The following is a 17,899-nucleotide window of genomic DNA, read 5'->3' on the forward strand; positions in this document are numbered from 1 at the left end:
AACAGGCCCGGGCACGACGAACGATCATGAGGCCAGGAAAGGGGCACAGCAGTGGCAGACAAGACCGGTGCGGGCAAGCGCCGGAGCCCGGATACCAACCCCTCCCCGGTGGCTGAACAGCTGCCCCTCGTTACGCCGCCTCCGGGCACGAAGCCGTCTCCTGGCAAGGCCAAGTCGAAAATTGCAAGGAAAGCCGCCGCCCGGCCGCAGTCCAACCCGACCGACGCCCTGCCGATCACGCCGCAGTCCGCCCGTCCTGACCGTTCACAGCTGGCGGCCCGGAAGATGCTGCGGCGCCTTGTTCAGGGAGAGTCCCCGCCCACGCAGGCAATGAATCTGGTGGAGCGGCTCGCCGGCAGTCCCTATGCCAACCCCACTATCCAGGTGGGAGGTCCCGACGTCGGCGCCCGCCGGACGCTCGATTTCGCCCTTAGCCTCGCTGAGACGATGTTCCGGTACGGTGCCGGAGCGCTGGAAGTCGAGACGAGCATCATTGCCGTGACCGCAGCGTTCGGGCTCGACAACATCGAGGTGGACATTACCAACCAGTCGGTGGTGCTCAACTACTCAGCGAAGGACCAGACCCCCACGACCGTTCTGCGCGTGGTGCGGTCCTGGACCAACAATTATGCGGGGCTGACCCGCGTCCACCAGTTGGTGACCGACGTCGTTGACGGTGGGGTAGACCGCTCCGAAGCCATCCGGCGCCTTGACGAGATAACCCACCGGCCCAAGCCGTTCCCGCGCTGGATGGTTACGGCCGCGTTCGGTGTCTTCGCTGCGGCCATCGTGGCGTTCATCGGCGGCGGTCCGCTTGGCTCCCTGATCTCGTTTGCAAGCTGTATCGGTGTTGACCTGCTCTCGCGTCAGCTGGGGCGTTGGCGCGTGCCTGAATTTTTCGCGACGGCCACCTCGGCCGCCCTCGTCACCTTGACCGCGGTGCTGTTGTGGTCGCTGAACGTACCGATCGCGCCCGCCCTGGTTGTGGTCGGAGGGATTCTGCTGCTCCTGCCCACCGGCAGGCTCGTTTCGGCAACCCAGGACGCGATCAACGGATTCCCGGTGACTGCAGCAGGGAGGTTCCTGTCTGCCTTCCTCGTCTTCGCAGGAATTGTGTCCGGCATCGCCGTTGCGCTGGTGCTCGGCAACCTTCTCGGTGTTCCTGAGCTGGACGTGACGTCGTCGGTCGGCTCCCTATACCCGCTGCCGGTGGTTGCGGTGCTCATCTTCATTGCGGTTGCAATGATCTGTATTGCCGAGCAGACGGACATGGCCCTGGTTGTACCTACGTCCCTCATCGGAACTGCCGGATTCCTGCTCTACTCGCTGGTGGTGAACCTCGGCGTCGGCTACCGGCTTGCGCCCGCCATTGCGGCCGTCCTGATCGGTATGCTCGCGCGGGTGGTTGCCCTCCGCATGGGCGCACCGCAACTTGTGGTCGCAGTTCCTGCCGTGATGTTCCTTTACCCGGGGCTCACGATCTTCCGGTCGATGTATGACCTCACGATCGAGACGGATGTCACCGGTGCGGGCGCCATCGGACTGTTCAATGCGCTCACCATCATCCTGGCCATCGCCGGCGGCGTGGTCCTCGGCGACAACCTGGCCCGGCCCTTCACGAAGAAGCTGAGCAGCAACGAACGGCGTCGTAACCGCCGCCGCTAAGCAGCGTACTTCAGCTGCGAAGCCAGTTCACCGGCTCGGCGCCCTGCTGCGCCAGGAGCGCGTTGGCCCTGCTGAAGGGCCGGGAGCCGAAAAAGCCACGGGAGGCGGATAACGGACTCGGGTGGGCGGACTCAACGAGCGGCGTGGAGTCCAGCAGAGGCTTGAGCTGCTGGGCTTCGCGTCCCCACAGGATGGCCACGAGCGGTTGGTTGCGGGCAACCAGGGCCCGGACGGCGGCATCAGTGACGGCGTTCCAACCCAGCTTCCGGTGGGAACCCGTCTCACCGGCGCGCACCGTGAGGACCCGGTTGAGCAGGAAAACTCCCTCATCAGCCCAGCCGGAGAGGTCGCCGTGCGTGGGTGCCGGAGCCCCGAGATCCGCCGCGAGCTCCCTATAGATGTTGACGAGGCTGCGCGGCAGCCTGGTCTGCCGGGTGACGGAGAATGCCAGGCCGACGGAATGGCCTTCAGTGGGGTAGGGGTCCTGCCCCACGATGATCACCTTCACCTGGCTGAGGGGGTAGGTGAAGGTTCGCAGTATGTTGTGTGGGCCCGGCAGCACGTGGACGCCGGCCTCCTGTTCGAGGGCCAGGTCCTGCGCCAGTCGATGGATCTGCGGCTGGACGGGCCGAAGCGCAGCCGCCCAGTCGGGTGCCATCACCTCGTCGAGGGTCGCCGGGGCGGCGAACGGGAGGGCTGAGCCGGTGACAGGAGGAATGGGCAGGGTGGCCGCGCCGTCGTCGTCGTTCATGGTTCCATCTTTGCCCGTCTGGAGCGTCAGGCTCCACCGACGGGTAAATGACAACCGTGTGATTCGCACTTACCATGGAGGAATTAGATTACGCGGAAACGGTGGATTGGGCGGTGTGTCGTGAGTAGGCAGGGATCGGCGGCGCAGGCAGGTCGGAACGGCTCCGCTGCGGAGGTGCGGGAGACGGGCCTGGGTGAGCGCGAACAGCAAATGCTCGAGCTTGAGCGACAGTGGTGGAAATACTCGGGCGCCAAGGAACAGGCCGTCCGGGAGATGTTTGACCTCTCCGCCACGCATTACTACCAGATCCTCAACGCGCTCATCGACACCGAAGCCGCGCTTGCCCATGACCCGATGCTCGTGAAGAGATTGCGTAGACTACGTACAACCCGCCAGCGCGCCCGATCAGCGCGCCGTCTTGGCGTCGATGTCTAGAATTTACGCCCACTCAATCCAAGGATTTACCGCCACATGACCCAGTACCCCCGCGACGAATTCGACCAGGTTCCCGAATCCGCCGCCCGGCAGGGAGTCCACCGTGAGCGCATTGTGCCTCCCCGGTCAAGCGGTCTCGCGCTGAAGGTCGTCGCCGGGATTCTGGTCCTTGCGGTTGGCCTGGCCGCCTATTTCCTCTTTCCGCGTCTCGGCCTCGGGCAGGCCAGCGAAGTCACGCCGGAGGGCACCAGATCTGCACCGATGCCGTCCATCACGGCCGAGGGTGCGGCGGCCGAACCCGGCAAGGACCCCAGTGCTTCCGCGGAGCCCACGGAGTCCTTGTCGCCCGGCGCGGCCCCCACGCCCGGTGAGGAATCGACTTCCGCGGAAGAGCCGACTGCCGGTGAGGAACTGTCTTCCGAGGAGCCTTCCCCCGAGGCAACAGAAGCGGCAGCAGTCATCGACCGCGCGCAGCCGGTTGCCGTGTTGAATGCCACGGCAGTCAGCGGGCTGGCAAGCACTGCTGCGGGCAGGCTGCAGGCCGACGGCTGGACCGTCACCCAGATCGGCAACTGGTCCGGCCAGCAGCTGCAGGGATCCATCGTGCTCTATAACGGTGAGGAGCAGCGCCCCACCGCTGAGGCGCTCGCCGGCGCCCTTGGTATCGGCGTTGTCCAGGGCGACGCGGGTTTCGGCAATATCACCGTGGTGGTCGGCCCGGGCTTCCAGTGAGCGTCTCGGTTAAGGATCAATAACATTCACTGTGTTCTCCGTCACTGCTCCGGAGTTCTGGGATTAGATGTATCTCAGCCCCGCCGTCAACAGCTAAGCGGGGGATCTACATAGTGGGAGAACAACATGGCGCAGGGAACCGTTAAATGGTTCAACGCTGAAAAGGGATACGGCTTCATCACTGTCGATGAGGGCGGGGTGGATGTTTTTGTGCACTGGTCCGCAATAGACATGGAGGGCTACCGTGCGCTCGACGAGGGCCAGCGGGTTCAGTTCGAAATCGGAGAAGGTCAGAAGGGGCCGCAGGCTGAGGCCGTGCGCCTCGCATCCTGAGCGACCCACGCAATAACAAACAACGACGGCGCGCTTCCCCTGTGGGGGTGGCGCGCCGTCGTCGTTGTTTTCCTCAAGGCGAAACAGCTTGCACTCGCAGTGTGTGAGTGCTAATTATTGACTTAGCACTCACGTGTGACGACTGCTAAGACGCCACACCGGGAGTGAACCAGGCAACCTCTGTGGTGAGGGCTGGTTGGGGAGGTACAGAGATCCTCCCGGATCAGCCCATCCGTCGCGGGCATCACAGGCCGGTAGCAGCATACGCACGACCGTCCCGAAAGGACCTACGCCGTTATGGCCAAGATCATTTCTTTTGATGAAGAGGCACGCCGCGGCCTCGAGCGCGGATTGAACATCCTCGCTGATGCAGTCAAGGTTACGCTCGGCCCCCGCGGTCGCAACGTTGTCCTTGAGAAGAAGTGGGGCGCTCCCACGATCACCAATGATGGCGTTTCCATCGCCAAGGAGATCGAACTCGACGACCCGTTCGAGAAGATCGGCGCCGAGCTGGTCAAGGAAGTTGCGAAGAAGACCGACGACGTCGCCGGTGACGGAACCACCACCGCCACCGTTCTCGCCCAGGCACTCGTCAAGGAAGGCCTGCGCAACGTGGCCGCCGGTGCTGATCCGCTGAGCCTCAAGCGCGGCATCGAGAAGGCCGTTGACGCAGTCACCGCCGAGCTCCTCGCCTCCGCCAAGGAGATTGAGACCAAGGAAGAGATCGCAGCCACGGCGTCGATCTCTGCCGGTGACCAGCAGATCGGTGACCTCATTGCTGAAGCCCTCGACAAGGTGGGCAAGGAAGGCGTCATCACCGTCGAGGAGTCCAATACCTTTGGCCTCGAGCTCGAGCTCACCGAGGGTATGCGCTTCGACAAGGGTTACATCTCCGGTTACTTCGTCACCGACGCAGAGCGCCAGGAAACGGTCCTTGAGGACCCCTACATCCTGATCGTCAACTCGAAGATCTCCAACGTCAAGGACCTCGTCGCTGTTCTCGAGAAGGTCATGCAGTCCGGCAAGCCGCTGCTGATCATCGCCGAAGACATCGAAGGCGAAGCACTCGCCACCCTCGTGGTCAACAAGATCCGCGGCACCTTCAAGTCCGTCGCCGTCAAGGCTCCGGGCTTCGGCGACCGCCGCAAGGCCCAGCTGGCTGACATCGCCATCCTCACCGGTGGCCAGGTCATCGCCGAGGAAGTCGGCCTCAAGCTGGAGAACGCTACCCTGGACCTTCTGGGCCAGGCACGCAAGGTTGTTGTCACCAAGGACGAAACCACCATCGTTGAGGGTGCCGGCAACGCCGAGGAAATCGCCGGTCGGGTTGCACAGATCCGTGCCGAGATCGAGAACTCGGACTCCGATTACGACCGCGAGAAGCTGCAGGAACGTCTGGCCAAGCTGGCCGGCGGCGTTGCAGTCATCAAGGCCGGAGCCGCAACCGAGGTTGAGCTCAAGGAGCGCAAGCACCGCATTGAGGACGCCGTCCGCAACGCGAAGGCAGCGGTTGAAGAGGGCATTGTCGCCGGTGGCGGCGTGGCCCTGATTCAGGCCGGCGCCAAGGCATTCGCCAACCTCAACCTGGAAGGCGACGAGGCAACCGGTGCAAACATCGTTCGCATCGCCATCGACGCTCCGCTCAAGCAGATCGCTTTCAACGCTGGCCTTGAGCCCGGTGTTGTCATCGAGAAGGTTCGCGGACTGCCCGCCGGCCACGGCCTCAACGCCGCAACCGGCGATTACGAGGACCTCCTGGCTGCCGGTGTGAACGACCCCGTGAAGGTGACGCGCTCTGCCCTGCAGAACGCTGCCTCCATTGCGGGCCTGTTCCTCACCACCGAAGCTGTTGTTGCGGACAAGCCTGAGAAGGCTGCTCCCGCAGGCGGCGGCGACGAGATGGGCGGCATGGGCGGTATGGGCGGCTTCTAAACTCCCAGCCTCACCAGCAGGTACACCCTGCGAACGGTTACACCAAAGGCCGGCCCCTCACAGGGGCCGGCCTTTTGGCTGTGCGAGCCGGAAGATTCGTGCAGCTATGGCGGGATCTCCGGCCTGGAAGCCGCCGCAGCTGCACAAAAGTCCGCAGGTGAGCCGAGCGAGGCTAGTGCATGAACATGCGCGCGTTGCTCAGCTCGGCCTGACTGTACTGCTCTGTTGCGACGCCGAGAGCCTGGTTGATGCTGGTCAGCGATTCCTCGACCTTGAGCTGGGTGGCACGCCAGTCCGTCACCAGCTGCTGGAAGTTCTGCGAGGCCTGTCCCTGCCACTCGGACTCAAGGGACCGCAGCCCTGACTGCATGGCATTGACCTCTGCCTGCAGCCGGGCAATGGTATTTTGCACGTCTGCGCTCTTGGCGGCGAGCGAGTCTGTATTGACGTTGAAGTAGGTCATGGTTCCTCCTGGATTCTGCTGCGGGTGCACTGCGCCTTCGACGTTAGAGGGCTCCAGACGCGGGTGATGCGCTCAGCTGAGGAATGTGCGTAAGCTGCGCGCACGCGTCGGGCTGGGGAGGAAGAGTCGGCGGCAGACGATCGACCGGTCACTCGTCTGCCGGCGGGGTGCTTTCCGTATCGTGCGGCAGCCTGATGGACAGGGTGGCGCCGCCGCCCGGTGTGTCCTCAAGCCGCACGCTTCCATCATGCTGGGCAACCAGTGCCGCGACGATCGCCAGGCCAAGACCTGTGCCGCCGGTTTCCCGGTAGCGTGAGGAGTCAGCCCGGTAGAAGCGCTCGAAAACCCTCGCAGCGTCTTCTTCGGAAATGCCCGGACCGTGGTCACGCACCTCGATCACGGAATCGCTCCTGCCATGGATAACCGGAGCAACGCCTACGGCAACCTCGATCGGTGACCCCTCGGGCGTGTACCGCAGGGCGTTGGTCATCAGGTTTGCGACGACCTGGCGGAGACGCGCCTCGTCGCCGACGGTCGGGGCGTGCCGTGCCGGTCCACCGTCGAGACCGATAACGCGGATGGCGCGTTCCGGCGCGATGGCCCGCGCATCCATGGCGGCGTCGTTTCCGAGCACCAGCAGGTCAAGCGGCTGGGACTCGAGGGGCCGCTGCTCGTCGATGCGCGCCAGGGTCAGCAGATCCTCGACCAACTGGCCCATCCGCTTTGCCTCGCTCTCGATACGGCCCATGGCAGCCTTGACGTCGTCGTCGTTCTGGAGGGCACCGTGACGGTACAACTCGGAGAATCCGCGGATGGTGACCAGTGGCGTGCGCAGTTCATGGGAGGCGTCCGCGACGAAGCGGCGCATCTTCCGCTCTGAATCCATCCGGGCTGCGAACGCCGATTCGATGTGCGCAAGCATGGCGTTCAGGGAGCGGGAGAGCCGGCCTACCTCTGTGGCGGGACGTTCGACGTCCACGCGCCGTGAGAGGTCCCCGGCGGCGATTGCCGCGGCCGTCCGCTCTACCCGGCTGAGCGGGCGGAACTGCCGGGTGACTGCGAGGTAGGCGACGATCGAGGCTGCGGCGATCGAAAAGAGTCCGACGGTGAAAATGATCCGACCGGCATCAGACACGGTCTCATGCACTGTTGACATCCGGGTGGCAACGGCGACGGAGGTGTTGTCCGCCTGCAGCGGGAAGACGATGACGCGCCACTCGCTCTCACCCCTGCTCCCAGGAACGGTGAAGCCTTCGTGGTCCAATTCCTCTATCTCCGCGCGGTCAAGCGGCGGAAGGTTGGGAACCTCGAAGAGCGTGGAGGAATACGTGGAACGAATCGCCTCACCGTCCTCATCGAGCCAGGTGCCGTAGAAGCGGATGAGGTTCTGGCTTGTGTCGTTGCCCGTGGTGCCGATGCTGTTGGTCACCGACTGCGCGTTGGCTGCGATGTCCTGGTCCATTTGCGCTATGAGACTGTTCCGGAGCAGGGAAATTGTCACGATCCCCGTGATGGCAACAGTGAACACCATGAGCAGGGTCATGATGGCGATGAGTTGCGTGCGGAGGGAGGCAGACTTCCAGCGACGTATCACAGCGGGTACGGAAATGTTTGTTACCGCTTGTCAGCGGTGCGCAGCAGGTAACCGACCCCGCGTTTGGTTTGAATAAGCGCCGGGGCATCAGGGTTCTTGTCTATCTTGCGGCGCAGGTAGGAGATGTAGGACTCCACGATGGAGGCATCTCCGTTGAAGTCGTACTCCCAGACGTGATCGAGGATCTGCGCTTTCGACAGCACCCGGTTCGGGTTCATCATCAGGTAGCGGAGGAGCTTGAACTCTGTGGGGGAGAGATCGATGACTTCTCCGCCGCGGCGCACCTCGTGTGCGTCGTCGTCCAGTTCGAGGTCATCGACACGGATGACGGCGCCGTCGTCGTCGTGTGGTTGTGTGCGGCGCAGCACGGCGCGGATGCGGGCAACCACCTCGTCGAGGCTGAAGGGCTTGGTCACGTAATCGTCACCGCCCACGGTGAGGCCGGTGACCTTGTCATCGGTGTCATCGCGGGCGGTCAGGAAGACCACGGGGAAGTGCCGGCCGGCGGCGCGGAGCCGGCGTGTCACGGTGAAACCGTCCATGTCCGGGAGCATCACGTCGAGGACGGCGAGATCCGGGTTATGGGTTTCCGCTGCGGCGAGTGCCTCGCGCCCGTTGGCGGCGGCGACGACGTCGAATCCCGCGAACCGCAGCGAAGTGGAGAGCAGTTCCCGGATGTTCGGCTCGTCATCGACTACGAGCAGTTTGGCTTCAGGCACCGATTTATTCACGATTCCCAGTATGCTCCCAGCAGCTGGGAGTTGTCTGGAGGTTTGCTGAACGCGCGGCGAATCTCAGGCCTGCGGGATGTCCGCGGCGTCCAGAATCGTGTAGGCGTAACCCTGTTCGGCGAGAAACCGCTGACGCTTGGCGGCGAAATCCTGGTCGATGGTGTCGCGCGCGACGACGGTGTAGAACCGCGCTGCCCGCCCGTCCGCCTTGGGACGCAGCAACCTGCCCAGCCGCTGTGCCTCCTCCTGGCGGGAACCGAAGGACCCTGACACCTGGATTGCCACCGAGGCTTCCGGAAGGTCGATCGAGAAGTTGGCCACCTTGGAAACCACAAGGGTGTGCAGGTCCCCGGCGCGGAAGGCGTTGAAGAGGCGCTGGCGTTCCTTCACGGATGTCTCACCCTTGATGATGGGAGCATCCAGCCGCTCACCCAGCTCATCCAGCTGGTCGATGTACTGCCCGATCACGAGCAGCTGTTCGCCCTTGTGCGAGGCAACCAGCTTCTCCACGACTGTTGTCTTCGTCTCGGAGGTTGCGCACAGGCGGTACTTGTCGCCGTCGTCCGCCATGGCATACGCAACCCGCTCATCCCGGGGAAGGTCAACGCGGACTTCGACGCAGTCCGCGGGCGCGATGTAACCCTGCGCCTCGATGTCCTTCCAGGGTGCGTCATAGCGCTTTGGCCCGATGAGGGAGAAAACCTCGCCCTCGCGGCCGTCCTCACGCACCAGAGTGGCGGTAAGCCCTAGTCGCCGCCGGGCCTGCAAATCGGCGGTCATGCGGAAGATCGGCGCCGGGAGCAGATGCACCTCGTCATAGACGATGAGGCCCCAGTCATTGGCGTCGAGCAGCTCGAGATGGGGATAGAGCCCGCCGCGGCGCAGGGTCAGCACCTGGTAGGTGGCGATAGTGACCGGCCGGACCTCCTTGACGGAGCCGGAGTACTCCCCGATCTCGTCCTCCGTCAGGGAGGTCCGCTTGAGCAGCTCGTCCTTCCACTGCCGGGCGGAGACGGTGTTGGTCACGAGGATGAGGGTGGTCGTTGAGCTCGTTGCCATCGCTGCGGCGCCCACCAGGGTTTTACCTGCCCCGCAGGGGAGCACGACGACGCCGGACCCACCCGCCCAGAAGTTCTCCATCGCCACTTTCTGATAGGGACGCAGCGCCCAGCCGTCCTCGTTGAGCACGATGGGGTGGGGTGTCCCGTCAACGTAGCCCGCCAGGTCCTCAGCCGGCCACCCGAGTTTGAGCAGAAGCTGCTTCAGCTGCCCGCGCTGGGAGGAGTGCACCACCACCGTCTCGCCATCGATGCGCGGACCAAGAAGCGGCTCGATCTTCTTCGCATGCAGCACTTCCTCGAGCACGGGGTAGTCGTTGGTCCGGAGCACGAGGCCGTGTTGATCGTCCTTCTCCAACCGCAGCCGGCCGTAGCGGGACATAGTCTCCTCGATGTCGACGAGGAGTGCGTGCGGAACCGGAAAGCGGGAGTACTTCAACAGCGTATCCAGGACCTGCTCGGCGTCGAGCCCCGCAGCGCGGGCGTTCCACAGGCCAAGCGGCGTGAGGCGGTAGCTGTGCACGTGTTCCGGTGCGCGCTCCAGCTCAGCGAAAGCGGCAATGGCATGCCGGGCTTCGGTGGCCTGCTCGTGATCGACCTCCAGCAGGATGGTCTTGTCGCTCTGGACAATAAGCGGCCCGTCAGGCATCCGTTGAAGCCCCTTCCACTGTTTCGACATCCATGATCCGATGCACGGAGATCACGCGCTCGGTTTCCTTCTCCGGGTCGAAGACCCGCACACGACCGGCGTGAACCGACAGTGGAACAAACACCTGGCGGGTGGAATTCCCCGCGCTGTCTGCAAAGCCCATCCGGACTTCCCGCTTTGTCCTGATCGCTGTCCGCAGCGTTTCAAGGCCGATCATCGCTTCGCTTTCGGCTCCAGTGCCCGTGCCCGGCCGGCCACTGCCCCGCAGTACCTTCATTTGCGCTTCGAGGTCTGCCTCCGCGAGTACCCACGGGTTGGTCCGTACCGCCGACGACGACGGCGCGGAGCCGGCAGCAGCGCGCGGGACGGACCGCGGTGTCGCCCCGCCCTCCAGTGCGGGTGAGTAACCGAGGTCACGCAGAGCAGCGGACAATTCAGCCGGCGTGGCCTGCGCCGTGACGACCGTAGGAGCGAGCCGGACGAGCCCGAGCGCCGCCGCCGCGGGGTCCGAGAGCAGGGCGGTGAGAGCGGCGTCGTCGTCGCTTCGCACGTAACTGAAGGCGGGACCCACACGCAGGGAGCCGTAACGGGACGCAGTGTCCTCCACCAGGTAGCGCAGCGGTTGGGGAACGTTCGTGGCCGAGTGCTTCTCGAGAAAGGTGAGGATGGCGGTGGCGTCCTGCCCGTCGTCGAGCGCCCGGCGCACGGACTGCGCGGAGAACCTGTACACGGTTGCCGGGCCCTGCCCCTCCGCGGAAGCCAGCAGCGCCAGCTCGCGGGCCACGCCCGGCTCAAGGTAGCCCGGCGCAACCGCGGTCAGGTCCGCCTGCAGCATGAAGTGCGTGAGCGGCTCGGGAAGCGCGTTCCGAAGGGCGGCCGCGGCGTCGTCGAACCGGTCCTGGGCGATTGCCGCGCCCAGCCCGGTCAGCGCGCCGGATCCCAGCAGGCCGAGGTGGCCCAATTCCTCAACCATGCCCGGCACCAGCCGTGAGAACCGGCGGCGCAGCCGCGGCTGGTGCCAGGTGAGGCGTTCGATGAGGGAAGGCGCGTCAAGGACGCACGCGCGGCCGTCGTCGTGCTCTGCCTCGGTTGAAAGCGCCTCCGCGGCTGACAACATACGACGGCGGACGGCCGGCGCATCAGTGCGCGTCGCCTCCGAGGACAGGACATTCACCGTACTGCCGGAGGGCAGTTGCCCACCCACCAACGAAGGAGCGCGCTCAGCATCGAGCCACGCGCGCACCAACCGGATCCACTGCTCATGACGCTCGGCCAGGTGCCAGGATCCGCCGGCGGCGGGAATCCAGCGTGAGCTGTCCGGATCCAGCACGACCAGGCGGCCCAGTGCGGCCAGCTCAAGCAGCCAGGCCACCTGTTCGCGGTCTATTCGGAGAGCGTCGGCGAGGCGTCGGATCTCACGGATGCCCACGCCTCCGGTGCGTAGGGTCGCGATCGGGTCCGTCTGGACGCTCGTGAGGAGTTCGGTGACGAGGCGAAGCGTTTCAGCGATCGCTCCGAAGGCGGCATTGTCCCGAAGGCCGGCGCGGACGGAGGCGAGGTGCGGGACCGGCGGTGAGACCGGCAGGGAGGGAATGACCATGCCCCCGCGCGTCGCAATTCCCACTTCGCGCGGGAGCTCGACATGGTTGGCGTCGAGGCGGATGAGAAGCCCGCGCTCCAGCAGCCACTCAAGGGGCGTCGCCGCGCCGGATACAGCCGTTTTGGCTGAGCCCACCGGAGAGGCCGCGAGTTTCTGCAGCATGTCATCCGTTTTCCCGGGAGCCGATTCCAGCACAGCGTCCCACGATTCTTCGAGGACCTCGGCGAGGGCGGTTGCGGGATCTGATCCGGACGGAAGCGATGCATTCGGAAGCCCGGCAACCCGCAGGAGCGCCAGCCCGGCCCGCATGCGCTCGGCGTACTCCGGGTACTGCCGGGCCAGCAATGCCAGCGGACGTCCAAGGCCTGCAGGGTAGGGACCAAGCGCGTCGTGAAGGGATTCAAGGGGGAAGTAGGAGCGGCGGCCCCTGGGCGCGGGGCCGGTTCGCAGGAGCGCCACGTCGTGAAGCTGCGTGAGATAGGGCTCAAGCGTCCTGGCGGTCATCGGCGCTATTGACGTCTTGAGGCTTGTGGCTGTTGCACCGGTAGCGGCGTCGAGGTTGGTGGTGAGCACTACTGCCTCGAGCACCATCAGCTGCGGAGTGTTCAGACCCTCAAGGGCGCGCTGTACGCTGACCCGGGTCGAGGCACGAGCCGCGAGGGCGGCGAAGTCCGGCACCGGTGGCAGGACGACATCCGGGCGCGCGGACAGCAGCCTTCGGAGTTCGGCGTCGCTGCGGGATGCTAGATCCTCGGCGAGAGCGCGGATGGCGGACACCGTATTAACGTTACTCGCACCGCGTGGCCGTGCGGGTAACGGCCGGGGGCGGGCTGTGGACGCTCCTGTTGAAGGGAGAACTCAGCCGCGGCCGCGCCTAAGGACGCTGACTACTACGCCGGCAGCCATCAGCAGAAACCCGAGCGGCAGAAAGAAGTAGGCGGCCGTCACGAAGCCCGGCCATGCCTCTGCGCCGGCCCAAGCGGACACGAGCACAACCACCAGGGACAGCAGTCCGATGACTGCGAAGCCGACCGCCGCAATCAGCAGGGCGAGCCGGGCATGCCTGGTGCGGGAGCGGCCGGCGTCGTCATTCGCGCCAGGGACAGGGGAGGGGTTCTGCGACATGATGCTCCTAGCGTACAAGGACGCAGATCGCCCATTTCGCCCGCCGGTGCCGGGTATCCTGTTAAGGCAGACTTTTTCCCTGCGCAGCCCCGGCTGACTGACACCTTCGGCGATCGCATAGGTAACCGTCGGTGAGGCGCACACGGCTTGCGCGCAAGTAGTTCGAGAACGAGGTAATTACGTGCCTATCGGCAAGGTCAAATGGTTCGACTCCGAGAAGGGTTTCGGCTTTCTGGCGACGGATGACGGCAAGGAAGTGTTCCTGCATGCCTCTGCGCTCCCGGCCGGGGTGACTGAGGTCAAGGTTGGCGCGCGGCTCGAGTTCGGAGTCGCGGACGGCCGCAAGGGGCTCCAGGCGCTGTCCGCTCGCATTCTCGACGTGCCGCCATCCGTTGCCAAGGCGACCCGCAAGAACGCCGATGACATGGCAGTGATCACCGAGGATCTGATCCGGCTGCTGGATGACGTGTCCAATGGTTTGCGGCGCGGACGGTACCCTGACAAGTCACACTCCTCGAAGGTCGCCGCAGTGTTGCGCGCGGTCGCCGATGACCTGGACGCCTGACCGTTATGACTGAAACGCCGGCGTCGACGGAAACAACTGAGTCGACTGAAACAGCTGAGGCGGAGCCTGCCGAAACGGCGGTTCCGGAAACGCCTGCAGTCAGGCGGAGGCCGGCGCGCAAGCCGTCCAAGCCGGACGCCGTGCTGGCTGCGGCGGTGGATACCGCGCGGAACGGCCTGCTGGAGGTCGCCGGGGAACACGAGGTGGGGGAGCACGTCGGCGCTTTCCCCGATGCCGAGCGCCTTGTGACGCATCGCTTCGCCGCACACGTCCCCGGTTACGACGGCTGGCACTGGTTCGCAACCCTGGCGCGGGTTCCCCGCGGCAAGGACGCGACCATCTGCGAAGTAGGGCTGCTGCCTTCTGAAAGCGCGCTCTTGGCACCGGACTGGGTGCCGTGGTCCGAACGGGTTCGCCCGGAAGACACGGCGGACGAAGTAGCGGCAGTGCCGGAGGGTGCGGCTTCGGAGGGCACGGTAGCGCAGGAAAATGCCGGCCCCGCGCCGGAAGCTGACGGTGCTGAAACGAACGCCGAGGCAGCCCCTGGAGGCGAATCCCCAGTTGCCTGAGGTGTGGAGAAGCGCAGGAAGGAAGGCTGCCTGATGGGCATGTTCCGATCCCTGCACCTCCATAACTACCGGCTCTGGTTCATCGGCGCCCTGATCTCCAACGTGGGCACCTGGATGCAGCGCACTGCCCAGGACTGGCTTGTCTATGACATCCTCACCGAGCAGGACGCCGCGGCCATGGGCATCGTCATGGCTTTGCAGTTGGGGCCGCAACTCTTCATGGCGCCGTGGGCCGGCCTGATTGCCGACTCCGTTGATCGCCGCAAGCTGTTGATGGGAACCCAGGCCGCCATGGCGGCGCTTGGTGTCGGGTTGGGCCTCCTCGTGGTGCTCGGCCTGGCGGAGCTGTGGCATGTCTACGCGTTCGCCCTTGCCCTGGGCATCGTTTCCGCCATTGACGCGCCCGCCCGCCAGACCTTCGTCTCCGAACTGGTGCGCGATGATTACCTTCCCAACGCCGTGGCCCTGAACAGCGCTTCCTTCAACGGCGCGCGGATGTTCGGCCCCGCCATTGCGGGCCTGCTCACGGTTGCGGTAGGGCCAGGCTGGGTTTTCCTGATCAACGCAGTGACATTCGGGGCGATGATCTTTGTCCTCGTCACCATCCGTCGAAGCGAACTGCGCGTACTCAACCGCTCGGCGCCTGGCCGCGGCAGGATCCGCGCAGGGTTCCGCTACGTGCGGCAACGGCCTGACCTCATGATGGTGATGTTCGCAATCTTCGTCGTCGGAACCTTCGGCCTGAACTTTGCGATCTATATCGCGGCAATGGCACGCACGGAGTTCGGAACCGGTGCGGGGGTCTTCGGTACGCTGTCCTCGATCATGGCGGTGGGTTCCGTAGCGGGGGCGCTGCTTTCCGCGAGGCGGGACAGGCCCCGCCTCAGGTTCGTCTTCGGAGCGGCCGGAGCCTTCGGCCTGGCCTGCATGCTGGCGGCGCTGGCACCGTCCGTCTGGCTCTTCGGGCTGGCACTGGTTCCGGTCGGGCTCTTCGCGCTGACGCTGATGACCAGCGCCAATGCCTACGTGCAGACCACAACCGTGCAGGAGATGCGCGGCCGGGTCATGGCACTGTACTTTGCGATCTTCCTCGGCGGAACTCCTATTGGAGCGCCGATTGTCGGTTGGGTGACCAACGCCTATGGGCCACGATGGGGACTTGTAGTCGCTGCCGCCTCCGGCTTCGTGGCCGCCGTGGCCGGACTGGCCTGGGTGGGGCGGTCACACCACGTGAGAGTCCGTCTCGTTCATTCCTCGCCGCGGCGGCTCAAACTGACCCTTGCCGCCACCGCGCGGAACACAGCGGAGCGGAACGGTTAGGAACGCTCCACCACGTAGTCGATGCACTGCAGGAGCGCCGACACGTCGGCGGGCTCGATCGCCACGAAGGTAGCGATGCGCAACTGGTTCCGGCCCAGCTTCCGGTACGGTTCGACGTCGACAATCCCGTTCGCGCGCAGGGTACCGGCAACAGCGGCGGCGTCCACCGTCTCCGCGAAGTCGATCGTGGCGATGACGTTGGAGCGGTGGTCCGGATTCTGCACGAAGGGTGTGGCCACCGTGGAGGCCTCGGCCCAGCTGTAGATTCGGCCGGCGGAATCAGCGGTGCGGGCGGCCGCGAAATCAAGGCCGCCGTTACCGTTGAGCCACTCGATCTGCGCGTTGAGCGTCACAAGCGTGGACAGCGCAGGGGTGTTGTAGGTCTGATTCAGGCGCGAGTTGTCGATCGCCGTCTGCAGGTCGAGGAAGTCGGGGATCCACCGCTTCGATGCCTTGATCGCAGCCGCCCTGTCCAGGGCAGCGGGAGAGAACAGACCAAGCCAGAGTCCGCCGTCGGACGCAAAGTTCTTCTGCGGAGCGAAGTAGTAGACGTCAGCTTGTGAGATGTCCACCGACAATCCGCCGGCAGCGGAGGTCGCGTCAATACTGATGAGCGCGCCGTCGTCCGCGCCCGCCACCCGCTCAACCGGCGCCGCCACACCGGTGGAGGTTTCGTTCTGCGGCCAGGCATAGAAGTCGATGCCCGGCTCCGCCGCGGGCACCGGCCGGGATCCAGGGTCAGAGGTGATGACCGTCGACTCTCCCAGGAAGGGTGCCTTGGAGGTCGCTGCGGCGAACTTGGATCCGAATTCGCCGAAGGAGAGGTGCTGTGCGCGCGCTTCAACCAGGCCGAAGGAGGCAATGTCCCAGAAAGCCGTAGACCCTCCGACGCCGAGGACCACCTCGTAGCCTTCGGGGGCGCCGAAGAAATCCATCAGTCCCGACCGCACCGAACCGACCAGATTCTTGACCGGTGCCTGCCGGTGCGAGGTTCCAAGCAGTGCCGTTGCCGCCTGATTCAGCGCTTCGAGCTGCTCCGGACGTGTTTTGGAGGGGCCCGCGCCGAACCGGCCATCCTGCGGCAGCAGCTCGGCGGGGATGCGGATGTCGGCGGAATCGCTCATGGTTACTCCAGGACGTTGCTTGCGAAGGGTCGCAGCCCATTCTGCCCCAGCACGCACAGCGCGGGCGCATTGTGACCGGCGGGATGCACGCAGCTCAGCGGGGAAGGTCGCCCGACGTAAATGGGTTAACCTTGTGGGGCGTAGGGATGACGACGGCGGCCCATCTGTTGGGAACTGCAGGCAGCCGCTGCATCAACGCTCAAACCGCACCAGTGCCAAGGAGCTGAACCCCGCAAATGACGGACCTCATCGACACCACCGAGATGTACCTGCGGACAATCCTTGAGCTTGAGGAAGAAAACATTGTTGCGCTGCGGGCCCGGATCGCCGAGCGCCTTCGTCACTCCGGCCCGACGGTCTCGCAGACTGTCGGCCGGATGGAACGCGATGGGCTCGTGGTGGTGACAGGCGACCGTCACCTTGAACTGACCGAACTCGGACGCCGGAGGGCCACCGAGGTGATGCGCAAGCATCGGCTGGCCGAGCGGCTGCTCTCCGATGTCATCGGGTTGGACTGGGCCTACGTCCACGATGAGGCGTGCAGGTGGGAACACGTGATGAGCGAGCGGGTGGAGCGGCGTCTATACGAGTTGCTGGGCCAGCCGACTGAATCGCCATACGGAAATCCCATACCTGGTCTCGAGGCGCTGGGCGGGACGCCGTCGGAAGCCTTCACCCTGGGCGTGAGCACTCTCACCGACACGATGGCAACCTATACTGCGGGCTCGGTCGTGACCCTCGTCCGGCTGGCCGAACCCATTCAGGTGGATCCCGAGCTGCTGACCCAACTGGACGAGGGCGGGCTGCGTCCTGGAGCGCAGATGACCCTGCAGGCGGTGGGGGACTACGTATCCGTTCGGGTACCCGGAGTGGAGGGTGCACTGGAACTGCCGCCTGAAGTTGCTTCCCACGTTTTCGTGGCGGTTCAACCGCAGTTCTGAGGAGCCGGATCGGAAGGCTGTGGATTCCCGAAGGATATCCACAGCATGGTTACGAAATGATTACTTTTAACCGCTCCCGGCTATAGTTGATTCCTGGCGCTGATACACCAGCGTTACCTGGTTCGCATGCCTAACCCTGTCAGCGAACGCAGTGTTACACAGATGGACAGGGGCGGAGGACCCACAACCGGTCATGGCTCGCCATGGCCTTGGGGTGAAGTTCGGATGCTGCCACAGCGCACGTATTCGAACCGAGTTTTCTCATACTCGAATCCGACAGCTAACTTCGCAGGCAAAAATGAGAGAGGGTCT

17 protein-coding genes and 1 riboswitch are annotated in these 17,899 nt (G+C 64.9%); of the genes, 9 read left to right on the forward strand and 8 right to left on the reverse strand.

Annotation, left to right across the window (positions count from 1 at the left end):
• Positions 1-51 precede the first annotated feature (51 nt).
• Complete coding sequence (locus tag JOD47_RS11065; protein ID WP_307836263.1) at positions 52-1,665, forward strand: threonine/serine exporter family protein; 1,614 nt, start codon at positions 52-54, stop codon at positions 1,663-1,665.
• A 10-nt stretch (positions 1,666-1,675) separates the two neighbouring features.
• Here JOD47_RS11065 and JOD47_RS11070 read toward each other — a convergent pair whose 3' ends face one another.
• Positions 1,676-2,416: a uracil-DNA glycosylase gene (locus tag JOD47_RS11070; RefSeq protein ID WP_204534280.1), complete on the reverse strand. Its 741-nt coding sequence runs from the start codon at positions 2,414-2,416 to the stop codon at positions 1,676-1,678.
• A 174-nt stretch (positions 2,417-2,590) separates the two neighbouring features.
• On the opposite strand from JOD47_RS11070, the gene JOD47_RS11075 reads away from it, so the two are divergent.
• From JOD47_RS11075 to groL, 4 genes are all read left to right on the forward strand, one after another.
• Positions 2,591-2,851 (forward strand): DUF3263 domain-containing protein, encoded by a 261-nt coding sequence (locus JOD47_RS11075; RefSeq protein WP_372432845.1) that lies wholly within the window; start codon positions 2,591-2,593, stop codon positions 2,849-2,851.
• A 36-nt stretch (positions 2,852-2,887) separates the two neighbouring features.
• Positions 2,888-3,583 carry a LytR C-terminal domain-containing protein gene (locus JOD47_RS11080; RefSeq protein ID WP_204534284.1) on the forward strand — a complete coding sequence of 232 codons (696 nt, stop codon included), beginning with the start codon at positions 2,888-2,890 and terminating at the stop codon, positions 3,581-3,583.
• 126 nt (positions 3,584-3,709) lie between these two features.
• Positions 3,710-3,916, forward strand: coding sequence for a cold-shock protein (locus JOD47_RS11085; protein ID WP_204534286.1), 207 nt, complete (start codon positions 3,710-3,712; stop codon positions 3,914-3,916).
• A gap of 297 nt (positions 3,917-4,213) precedes the next feature.
• Entirely contained in the window at positions 4,214-5,848 is a 1,635-nt protein-coding gene (groL, locus tag JOD47_RS11090) for a chaperonin GroEL (protein ID WP_204534288.1), read from the forward strand.
• 172 nt (positions 5,849-6,020) lie between these two features.
• Here the strand turns inward: groL and JOD47_RS11095 are convergent, their stop codons facing one another.
• The 6 genes from JOD47_RS11095 to JOD47_RS11120 form a co-directional block, all read right to left on the reverse strand.
• Positions 6,021-6,311, reverse strand: coding sequence for a WXG100 family type VII secretion target (locus tag JOD47_RS11095; RefSeq protein ID WP_056549995.1), 291 nt, complete (start codon positions 6,309-6,311; stop codon positions 6,021-6,023).
• Positions 6,312-6,459: 148 nt separating this feature from the next.
• Positions 6,460-7,905 (reverse strand): sensor histidine kinase, encoded by a 1,446-nt coding sequence (locus JOD47_RS11100; protein ID WP_307836264.1) that lies wholly within the window; start codon positions 7,903-7,905, stop codon positions 6,460-6,462.
• A 20-nt stretch (positions 7,906-7,925) separates the two neighbouring features.
• A complete protein-coding gene (locus JOD47_RS11105) occupies positions 7,926-8,636 on the reverse strand; it encodes a response regulator transcription factor (RefSeq protein WP_204534290.1) in 711 nt (236 codons plus the stop codon).
• 63 nt (positions 8,637-8,699) lie between these two features.
• On the reverse strand, positions 8,700-10,343 hold the full coding sequence (locus JOD47_RS11110; RefSeq protein WP_204534292.1) for a DNA repair helicase XPB: 1,644 nt from the start codon (positions 10,341-10,343) through the stop codon (positions 8,700-8,702).
• Positions 10,336-12,720, reverse strand: coding sequence for a helicase-associated domain-containing protein (locus JOD47_RS11115; RefSeq protein WP_204534294.1), 2,385 nt, complete (start codon positions 12,718-12,720; stop codon positions 10,336-10,338). The genes JOD47_RS11110 and JOD47_RS11115 overlap by 8 nt, the downstream gene beginning before the upstream one ends.
• 81 nt (positions 12,721-12,801) lie before the next feature.
• Positions 12,802-13,068: a hypothetical protein gene (locus JOD47_RS11120; RefSeq protein ID WP_204534296.1), complete on the reverse strand. Its 267-nt coding sequence runs from the start codon at positions 13,066-13,068 to the stop codon at positions 12,802-12,804.
• A gap of 181 nt (positions 13,069-13,249) precedes the next feature.
• Here JOD47_RS11120 and JOD47_RS11125 point away from each other — a divergent pair, with 181 nt between their 5' ends.
• The 3 genes from JOD47_RS11125 to JOD47_RS11135 are packed head-to-tail and all read left to right on the forward strand — an operon-like array spanning position 13,250 to position 15,522.
• Entirely contained in the window at positions 13,250-13,633 is a 384-nt protein-coding gene (locus JOD47_RS11125) for a cold-shock protein (protein WP_204534298.1), read from the forward strand.
• A gap of 5 nt (positions 13,634-13,638) precedes the next feature.
• Complete coding sequence (locus tag JOD47_RS11130) at positions 13,639-14,202, forward strand: DUF3027 domain-containing protein (protein ID WP_204534300.1); 564 nt, start codon at positions 13,639-13,641, stop codon at positions 14,200-14,202.
• 33 nt (positions 14,203-14,235) lie between these two features.
• Complete coding sequence (locus JOD47_RS11135) at positions 14,236-15,522, forward strand: MFS transporter (RefSeq protein ID WP_204534302.1); 1,287 nt, start codon at positions 14,236-14,238, stop codon at positions 15,520-15,522.
• On the opposite strand, the gene serC is transcribed toward JOD47_RS11135, so the two are convergent.
• Positions 15,519-16,646: a phosphoserine transaminase gene (gene serC / locus JOD47_RS11140; RefSeq protein ID WP_204534304.1), complete on the reverse strand. Its 1,128-nt coding sequence runs from the start codon at positions 16,644-16,646 to the stop codon at positions 15,519-15,521. The two genes, JOD47_RS11135 and serC, sit on opposite strands and share 4 nt — an antisense overlap.
• A gap of 236 nt (positions 16,647-16,882) precedes the next feature.
• Between serC and JOD47_RS11145 the strand changes: the two genes are divergently transcribed.
• Complete coding sequence (locus tag JOD47_RS11145; RefSeq protein WP_204534306.1) at positions 16,883-17,587, forward strand: iron-dependent transcriptional repressor DtxR; 705 nt, start codon at positions 16,883-16,885, stop codon at positions 17,585-17,587.
• 117 nt (positions 17,588-17,704) lie between these two features.
• A riboswitch (cyclic di-AMP (ydaO/yuaA leader) is annotated at positions 17,705-17,897 on the forward strand.
• Positions 17,898-17,899 lie beyond the last annotated feature (2 nt).

Source organism: Arthrobacter tumbae, from assembly GCF_016907495.1.
Taxonomy (GTDB): Bacteria; Actinomycetota; Actinomycetes; order Actinomycetales; family Micrococcaceae; genus Arthrobacter_D; species Arthrobacter_D tumbae.